The sequence below is a fragment of the Vibrio sp. OPT41 genome (genome assembly GCF_015163595.1).
Classification (GTDB): Bacteria; Pseudomonadota; Gammaproteobacteria; order Enterobacterales; family Vibrionaceae; genus Vibrio; species Vibrio alginolyticus.
In genome coordinates this window covers 49,636-58,446 of record NZ_JADDYH010000030.1, presented here as the reverse complement: position 1 = coordinate 58,446, position 8,811 = coordinate 49,636, and the positions used below count along the sequence as shown (strand labels likewise).

General features: G+C 48.3%; 7 protein-coding genes. 5 read left to right on the top strand and 2 right to left on the bottom strand.

Annotated elements, in window-relative coordinates:
* On the bottom strand, positions 1 to 969 hold a 969-nt coding region (locus tag IQP38_RS26445; protein ID WP_228010070.1), incomplete at its 3' end, for a YifB family Mg chelatase-like AAA ATPase.
* Between the two features lie 465 nt (positions 970 to 1,434).
* Here IQP38_RS26445 and ilvG point away from each other — a divergent pair.
* From ilvG to ilvA, 5 genes are read left to right on the top strand one after another with little or no spacing between them, the layout of a single operon-like run.
* Positions 1,435 to 3,081: an acetolactate synthase 2 catalytic subunit gene (gene ilvG, locus IQP38_RS14080; protein WP_005378960.1), complete on the top strand. Its 1,647-nt coding sequence runs from the start codon at positions 1,435 to 1,437 to the stop codon at positions 3,079 to 3,081.
* 11 nt (positions 3,082 to 3,092) lie between these two features.
* Entirely contained in the window at positions 3,093 to 3,377 is a 285-nt protein-coding gene (ilvM, locus tag IQP38_RS14075) for an acetolactate synthase 2 small subunit (protein ID WP_005378958.1), read from the top strand.
* 12 nt (positions 3,378 to 3,389) lie between these two features.
* Positions 3,390 to 4,328, top strand: coding sequence for a branched-chain-amino-acid transaminase (gene ilvE / locus IQP38_RS14070; RefSeq protein WP_025768922.1), 939 nt, complete (start codon positions 3,390 to 3,392; stop codon positions 4,326 to 4,328).
* Between the two features lie 13 nt (positions 4,329 to 4,341).
* Positions 4,342 to 6,183: a dihydroxy-acid dehydratase gene (ilvD, locus tag IQP38_RS14065; RefSeq protein ID WP_132937262.1), complete on the top strand. Its 1,842-nt coding sequence runs from the start codon at positions 4,342 to 4,344 to the stop codon at positions 6,181 to 6,183.
* Between the two features lie 2 nt (positions 6,184 to 6,185).
* Positions 6,186 to 7,733: a threonine ammonia-lyase, biosynthetic gene (gene ilvA, locus IQP38_RS14060; protein ID WP_017635600.1), complete on the top strand. Its 1,548-nt coding sequence runs from the start codon at positions 6,186 to 6,188 to the stop codon at positions 7,731 to 7,733.
* A 54-nt stretch (positions 7,734 to 7,787) separates the two neighbouring features.
* On the opposite strand, the gene punR is transcribed toward ilvA, so the two are convergent.
* On the bottom strand, positions 7,788 to 8,690 hold the full coding sequence (punR, locus tag IQP38_RS14055; protein WP_005378948.1) for a DNA-binding transcriptional activator PunR: 903 nt from the start codon (positions 8,688 to 8,690) through the stop codon (positions 7,788 to 7,790).
* Positions 8,691 to 8,811: the final 121 nt, after the last annotated feature.

Here is an 8,811-nt window from a genome sequence, read left to right as displayed (position 1 = left end):
CTCGCCAGATTCGAGCGGTTCGCGTAACGAGTCCAGAACTTTACGATCAAATTCGGGCATTTCATCGAGAAACAATAACCCGTTGTGGGCTAAAGAGATCTCCCCTGGTCTGGGTACCGAACCACCGCCGACTAATGCCGCCATTGAACTTGAATGATGCGGAGAACGAAACGGACGCGACTTCCAGTTATGCTCATTAATTTCACTCTGAGTCAACGATGCCACCGAAGCGGTTTCCATTGCTTCTTCGTCACTCATTTCCGGTAATAAGTCACACAAACGCGAAGCCAACATCGTTTTTCCAGTACCTGGCGGGCCAAGGAAAAGTAAGTTGTGGTTTCCAGCGGCAGCAATCTCCAGTGCTCGCTTACCTTGTTGTTGGCCAATAATATCTTGTAAGTCTCGACCATGTTTTTCGATCGTTTTTCGCTTAGGCGTTTGAAAAAGATTCAGTCGATGTTGACCACAAAGCTCGGCACATACTTCCAGTAATGATTGGGCCGATTTATGTTGTTCCTTCCCCACCAGCGCCGCCTGATCGCCATTCACATGTGGGACGACCAAATGACGTTGAATCTTACTGGCTTCCAGCGCAGCAGGCAGCACACCTTTTACAGGTCTCAGACCACCAGATAGTGCTAACTCACCCACAAATTCGTAGTTTTTGAGCTTATCTGTCGCGATTTGCTCCGAAGCGGCCAAAATTCCCAATGCAATAGGAAGATCAAAACGTCCTCCCTCCTTGGGTAGATCTGCCGGAGCCAAGTTCACGGTGATCCGCTTAGCAGGAAATTGAAAGTTAGAATTAATGATCGCACTGCGTACGCGATCTTTGGACTCTTTTACCGTTGTCTCTGGCAAGCCTACTAAGGTAAACCCTGGCATGCCGTTGCTGATATGAACTTCTACACTAACCGATGGCGCTTGCACCCCGACGCTTGCTCGACTATGAATGATTGCCAGCCCCATACGTTCCTCAATTTTTTTGAACACTCTGTAAACAAATGTTTTATCTAGTTGGTTATGTTATATACCGCGTCCCAATTGAGAGTTAATGTGAAAAAAGAATGACTTTTTGCTTGTCATGCAGCGGAATTGTGTGATACCACTAATGACGCAAACAATTTCGTAGAACATTACACAACATTTTTTAACGAAAAAAGAACGACAGACAGATGAACCTTTTCGCTCATATCAACGCACTGCTAGCCCTGATTATCGTGGTCATTATTGGCACCGCGCGGGGTATTGTGGGCGAAAGGTAACCACAAATTACAGAAAACCCCCGCACTGAAAAGTCCGGGGGTTTTTTTACAACTACAAGTTGTCATCTGTCTAACCCTCGGACAGTTTAACGGGAAGAATGGGAGTGCACATGAAGTGCAATAAATATGGCAATCGCTACGAGCCACAACGTAGCAAAGGAGGTTTACGATGACTGGTGCACAACTTGTCGTAGCCGCTTTAAGACAGCAAGGCATCGAAACCGTTTTTGGCTACCCCGGCGGGGCCATCATGCCAATCTATGATGCTTTGTATGACGGTGGGGTGGAACACATCCTATGCCGTCACGAGCAAGGGGCCGCTATGGCAGCTATCGGGATGGCTCGTTCCACTCAAGACGTTGCTGTGTGCATGGCAACTTCCGGCCCAGGAGCCACTAACCTTGTTACCGGCCTTGCCGACGCTTTCCTTGACTCCGTACCTCTAGTTGCCATCACAGGCCAGGTAGCTAGCTCTCATATCGGTACCGATGCATTCCAAGAAATGGATGTGATCGGAATGTCCCTAGCCTGTACTAAGCACAGCTATCTCGTGACCGAAATTGAAGATCTAGCTCCGACACTTGCCGAAGCCTTTGAAGTCGCAAAAACCGGTCGTCCGGGTCCTGTCATTGTCGATATCGCCAAAGATGTTCAACTTGCTCAAGCACCCACAGACCTTCTTCCTCCATACATAGCACCAGCAATCGAAGATGTCAGCGCTGAAGATATCAAACGTGCGCAAGATGTGCTGGCAGCATCTACTCGCCCAGTGTTGTATGTTGGTGGTGGCGTGCAACTTGCGAAAGCAACCGATGCAGTACGCGAATTTCTTCGCTTAAACCCAATGCCTGCAGTTAGCACATTAAAAGGTCTCGGTACCATTGAACGCCATGATCCTCACTATCTTGGTATGTTGGGTATGCACGGCACCAAAGCCGCCAACCTAGTGGTTCAAGAAGCCGATCTATTGATTGTGGTTGGCGCGCGTTTTGATGACCGTGTGACGGGTAAGCTCGACACGTTTGCACCAAATGCGAAAGTGATTCATATCGACATTGATGCTGCGGAGATTCATAAACTGCGCCACGCCAACGCACCATTACGTGGCGACATCAACACCATTCTTCCTCAGCTAGAGCTGACTCAAGATATTTCACCGTGGGTTCATCACAGTGAAAGTCTGCGCAGCGGCTTTAAGTGGCGTTACGACCACCCGGGCGAGTTAATCTACGCACCGCTATTGCTTAAACAACTGTCTGACATGATGCCAGATAGCTCAATTGTCTCGACCGACGTCGGTCAACACCAGATGTGGGCAGCGCAACATATCCAGCCACGCGAACCACAAAATTTCATCACTTCTGCTGGTCTTGGCACCATGGGCTTTGGCTTGCCAGCAGCGATGGGCGCTGCAGTCGCACGTCCTGATGATCAGTCTATCCTTATTACAGGTGACGGTTCATTTATGATGAACGTTCAGGAATTGGGCACGCTGAAGCGTCGGCAGATTCCAGTGAAGATTGTCCTTCTTAATAACCAACGTCTTGGCATGGTTCGCCAATGGCAGTCATTGTTCTTTGACGGTCGCCACAGTGAAACCATTCTTGATGACAACCCAGATTTCGTGATGTTAGCAAAAGCATTCGATATCCCGGGCAAAACCATCACCAAGAAAGAAGAAGTCGAACCTGCTCTCAAAGAGATGCTAGCGAGTGAAACTTCTTACATGCTTCACGTTTTGATTGATGAAGAAGAAAACGTGTGGCCATTGGTGCCACCTGGCGCATCAAACAGTGATATGTTGGAAAATACATAGGAGACAATCGCATGGACAGATATTTACTCGACATCAAAGCCGATGACAAACCGGTACTGTTGGAGCGCGTTCTACGTGTGATTCGTCACCGAGGTTTCGTGATCAAACAAGTCGCTGCTACGCAAAACCACGAAAGCAAAGTAGCCAGCGTCGAGATCATCGTCGACAGCGATCGACCAATCTCGTTTTTGATCAATCAAATAGAGAAGTTGTGGGACGTTCGTAAGGTTGAGGTGCTAAAAATCCGCAACGATGAACTGCCAAATCACAACTTACAACAACACGTAAGTGCATAAGGAAGGCAACAAATGGCAACGAAAACTGCAGATTTCATTTGGTTTAATGGTGAGATGGTTCCATGGGCAGAGGCGAACGTTCACGTTCTGACTCACGCAATGCACTATGGTACATCCGTGTTTGAAGGCGTGCGCTGTTACAACACACCAAAAGGCCCAATTGTCTTCCGTCACCGTGAGCATGCACAACGTCTAAAAGATTCTGCCAAGATTTACCGCTTTCCGATCCCTTTCTCTGTAGAAGAAATCATGGAAGCGACCCGCGAAACACTGCGCCAAAACAAACTCGACAGCGCTTACATTCGTCCATTGGGTTTTGTCGGGAATGTTGGCTTAGGCGTATGTCCACCAGTTGGCACTGAGATGGATCTAATCATTGCAGCATTTCCTTGGGGCTCTTACTTAGGCGAAGAAGCGCTAGAAAAAGGTGTCGATGCGATGATTTCAAGCTGGAATCGCGCTGCGCCAAACACCATCCCAACTGCGGCTAAAGCAGGCGGTAACTACCTATCTTCACTACTGGTTGGTGGTGAAGCGCGTCGTCACGGTTACGACGAAGGTATTGCGCTAAGCGTAGATGGTTACCTATCGGAAGGGGCTGGTGAAAACATCTTCGTTATCAAAGATGGCGTAATCACTACACCACCAGCAACTAGCGCGATTCTACCGGGCATCACTCGTGACTCGATCATGACAATTGCACGCGATAAAGGCTACAAAGTACGTGAGGCGAACATTGCTCGTGAAGCCCTTTACCTTGCCGATGAAGTCTTCATGACAGGTACTGCGGCTGAGATTGTACCAGTGGCAACCATCGACAAAATTGAAGTAGGTACAGGTAAACGCGGCCCAATCACTAAAGAACTACAAGCAGCCTACTTTGGCCTATTTGACGGCACCACGGAAGATAAGTGGGGCTGGTTAGACTATGTGTACCCAGAACAGAAGTAAGAAGGATTAGGAAATGCCAAAATATAGATCAGCTACCACCACACATGGTCGTAACATGGCGGGTGCACGAGCACTGTGGCGTGCAACGGGTGTGAAAGAAGAAGACTTCGGTAAACCAATCATCGCCGTTGTAAACTCGTTTACTCAATTTGTTCCGGGTCACGTACACCTGAAAGACATGGGCCAGCTTGTAGCGCGTGAAATCGAAAAAGCCGGCGGCATCGCAAAAGAATTCAACACCATCGCGGTTGATGATGGTATCGCAATGGGTCACGGCGGCATGCTGTACTCACTGCCTTCACGCGAACTGATCGCAGACTCTGTGGAGTACATGGTCAACGCGCACTGTGCCGATGCCATGGTATGTATCTCTAACTGTGACAAAATCACTCCGGGAATGTTGATGGCATCTATGCGTCTCAACATCCCGGTTATCTTTGTTTCTGGTGGTCCAATGGAAGCGGGTAAAACCAAGCTTTCTGATCAGATCATCAAACTAGACCTTGTAGATGCGATGATCCAAGGCGCGGATCCAAAAGTGTCTGATGAGCAAAGCGAGCAGATCGAACGCAGCGCATGTCCAACGTGTGGATCGTGTTCAGGCATGTTCACTGCAAACTCAATGAACTGTCTAACGGAAGCACTGGGTCTTTCTCAACCAGGTAACGGTTCTATGCTGGCAACGCACGCTGACCGTGAACAACTGTTCCTTAATGCAGGTCGTCGTATCGTTGAACTGACTCGTCGTTACTACGAGCAAGATGACGAATCAGCACTGCCACGCAACATCGCTACGTTTGATGCGTTCGAAAATGCGATGGCACTGGATATTGCAATGGGTGGCTCAACCAACACCATTTTGCACCTGTTGGCTGCAGCGCAAGAAGGTGAAGTGGATTTCGATATGGAAGATATCGATCGCCTATCACGCCAAGTACCACACCTATGTAAAGTGGCACCATCTACCCAGAAATATCACATGGAAGACGTACACCGCGCTGGTGGCGTCATGGCAATTCTTGGTGAGTTAGATCGTGCAGGTCTTCTACACAATGATGCGCGCACCGTGCTTGGCCTTTCGATGAAAGAGCAGCTGGCGAAATACGACATCATCCAAACTGAAGACGAAGAAGTACTTAAGTTCTACCGCGCAGGTCCTGCGGGAATTCGTACTACTCAAGCGTTCTCACAAGATTGCCGCTGGGATCGCCTTGATGACGACCGTGCGGAAGGCTGTATTCGTACTATCGATCATGCCTTTAGCCAAGAAGGTGGCCTAGCCGTTCTATCAGGCAACATCGCATTAGATGGTTGTATCGTTAAGACTGCTGGTGTGGATGAGAGCATTCATAAATTCACTGGCCCAGCCGTAGTTTTCGAAAGCCAAGAAGACGCCGTAGAAGGCATCTTAGGCGGCAAAGTAAAAGCTGGCGACGTGGTTGTTATCCGTTACGAAGGCCCTAAAGGTGGTCCGGGCATGCAAGAAATGCTTTACCCAACCACTTATCTAAAATCGATGGGCCTTGGCAAAGAGTGTGCACTTCTGACTGACGGCCGTTTCTCTGGCGGCACATCAGGTCTTTCTATCGGCCACGCCTCTCCTGAAGCAGCAAACGGCGGTGCAATTGGCCTGGTAAAAGAAGGCGATATAATCGCAATTGATATTCCAAACCGTTCAATTTCACTCCAAGTGTCTGAACAAGAACTTGCTGAGCGCCGTGCAAAACAAGACGAACTAGGCTGGAAACCAGTTGACCGCCAACGTGAAGTTTCATTTGCACTCAAAGCGTACGCGAGTATGGCAACCAGTGCTGACAAGGGTGCAGTACGAGACAAGTCGAAGCTAGAGGGCTAGCAATGATGGAAGCTCAACCCGAAAAACAAGTGAACCAAACTGGCGCAGATTATCTGCGCCAAATCCTTCGCGCACCTGTTTATGAAGTAGCAACAGTGACGCCACTGCAAGAAATGCCTCGTTTATCTGCACGTATCGGGAATAACGTGCAGATCAAGCGTGAAGATCGCCAACCCGTACACTCGTTCAAATTGCGCGGTGCATACAACATGGTGGCGAGTTTATCTGAAGCACAAAAAGCCGCTGGTGTCATTGCAGCATCGGCAGGTAACCACGCTCAAGGCATGGCGCTCTCTGGTACTAAGCTAGGCATCAAAACCACCATCGTGATGCCTAAAACCACACCAGACATCAAAGTCGATGCGGTACGTGGCTTCGGTGGCAATGTAGTGCTGCACGGCAGCAACTTTGATGAGGCAAAAGCGGAAGCGGAACGCCTTTCTGATCTGCATGGGTACACATTTGTCCCTCCTTTCGATCACCCACTGGTGATTGCAGGTCAAGGCACCATCGGCATGGAAATGCTGCAGCAAAATGGTCACCTTGATTACATTTTCGTCCCTGTCGGTGGTGGCGGTTTGGCTGCGGGTGTTGCGGTACTTGTGAAGCAGCTCATGCCAGAAATCAAAGTGATTGCAGTTGAGCCAGAAGATTCGTCATGCCTCAAAGCTGCTTTGGATGCTGGTGAGCCAGTAGTACTAGACCAAGTCAGCATGTTTGCCGATGGCGTCGCTGTAAAACGCATTGGCGAAGAGACTTTCCGTCTATGCCAAAAGTACATTGATGGCCATATTGCCGTCTCTAGCGATGAAATCTGCGCAGCAGTAAAAGACATCTTTGAAGACACCCGTGCGATTGCAGAGCCTTCTGGCGCGCTTGCTCTGGCGGGTTTGAAGAAGTTTGCTGAGCAAAACAAACTGCAAGGTAAGAATTTAGGTACTGTGCTGTCTGGTGCCAACACTAACTTCCATGGCTTACGTTATGTTTCTGAGCGTTGCGAGCTTGGTGAGAAACGTGAAGGTTTGCTTGCCGTCACCATTCCTGAGCGTCAAGGTGCCTTCTTTGAGTTCTGTAACCTCATTGGCGGCCGCGCCGTAACGGAGTTTAACTACCGCTACAACGATGACGCATTGGCAAATATCTTTGTCGGTGTGCGTTTGCAAGGCGGTCAGGAAGAGCTAGAACATATCATTCACGACTTACGTGATGGTGGCTACCCAGTGGTTGATTTGTCTGATGATGAAATGGCGAAGCTGCACGTGCGCTACATGATTGGTGGTAAGCCGTCTAAGCCGCTTAAAGAGCGCCTCTACAGCTTTGAATTCCCAGAATATCCGGGAGCGCTACTCAAGTTCTTAAGCACACTCGGTACTCATTGGAATATCAGCTTGTTCAACTACCGTAACCACGGCGCTGACTACGGACGTGTTTTATGTGGTTTCGAGTTAGATGAAAGCGATTTAGCTCAGTTTTCTGCACATTTACGTGAACTTGGCTATCAATGCAAAGACGAGACAGACAACCCATCGTATAAGTTTTTCTTGTCATAAAACGCCACATTTTAAACATATCAATGAAAACACCTCGCTAATGCGAGGTGTTTTTTATGACTGTAACCAATCTTTATGTAGCTGATTAGGCGACCCAAGATAGTCCACCATCCACTGGATCAATTTATGATTATCATCTTTGCGCCATACTAAGCAGCAGTGACTGAGCGGTTTATCATCCGGCATGACCTTCTCCACCAGCACACCATCATTGATTAAGGGTGTTGCAATATGACGTGGCATGTAACCCACGCCCACCCCATTTTTTAAACATTCAATCGCACTATACCAATTGGGCAATAATAATCGGCGCTGTTGCGGATAATGGCCAGTATGGCGTTTTGGCAGCACGTTCGAAGTATCATCAAGACAGATCGCCGGAAATTGACTCACAAACGCTTCAGTAAGCACTTGTTGTCGAACGCAAGGATGAGCGGGTGACATTACAAATGCCCAATCTAATACGCCCATATCTTTGACTTCAAAATCTCCCCCAACGGGAACCGCAGATGTCGCGCCAACGACAATGTCGGCTCGACCTTGTGCTATGGCTTCCCAAGAACCATTGAAGACCTCCATATTGATCTGCAATTCAGCAAATTCAAACTCGCGATAGAAATCTTCCACCAAAGGTTTGAGTTTTTCTAACTTCACCACGTTATCTAAGGTCAGCTTTAACGTGCTTTTCCATCCTTGAGCCGCTCGCCGCGTTTGTGCTTTCACCTCTTCCATTTGACGCAGCAAAGAGCGCGCCTCGGCCATAAAAAGTTCACCCGCTGGAGTTAGCTCGACTTTCCTTGGTAAACGTCGAAACAGCACCACATCTAAATCTTGCTCGACCTGCCTTACTCCATAGCTGATGGCTGAGGGGACTTTATGCAATACCTCAGCCGCAGCGGTGAAACTGCCTAAACGGGCAACCGTATCCAGCATTTCCAAAGACGCTTTAGAGAACATGATTTAACCTTTCAAAAAATTTGATTGATAACCAACAATTTTAGCGTTTTATTTTCTCAAAATCGAAAAATAGAATAATAAGGTAAATAAATCAGGGTTGGCGCCAACTGATGTTGATTAA